1 protein-coding gene is annotated in these 214 nt (G+C 43.9%); it reads right to left on the bottom strand.

All coding sequences use genetic code 11. The features are described 5' to 3' along the window. The coding region (locus B4237_RS12315; RefSeq protein WP_286943335.1) for a histidine kinase dimerization/phospho-acceptor domain-containing protein at nt 1-214 on the bottom strand (214 nt) is incomplete at both ends.

Here is a 214-nt window from a genome sequence, read left to right as displayed (position 1 = left end):
CTGCTTACTTGACGCATCATTGCATCCAAATGCTCAGGTGTCGCTTTACGAATCCCATCTTGCATCGCCTCAATCTGAGCTTGCAGCACTGCCAATGGTGTTTTTAACTCATGTGAAGTATCCGCCACCCACTGACGGCGAGACTCTTCATGCTGATGTAGAATATCAGCTAAATGATTCAGTTGATTTGATAAATCACCTAACTCATCATTTC

Source organism: Acinetobacter sp. UBA6526 (assembly GCF_002434875.1).
Taxonomy (GTDB): Bacteria; Pseudomonadota; Gammaproteobacteria; order Pseudomonadales; family Moraxellaceae; genus Acinetobacter; species Acinetobacter venetianus.
This window is presented reverse-complemented; position numbering and strand designations above follow the sequence as displayed.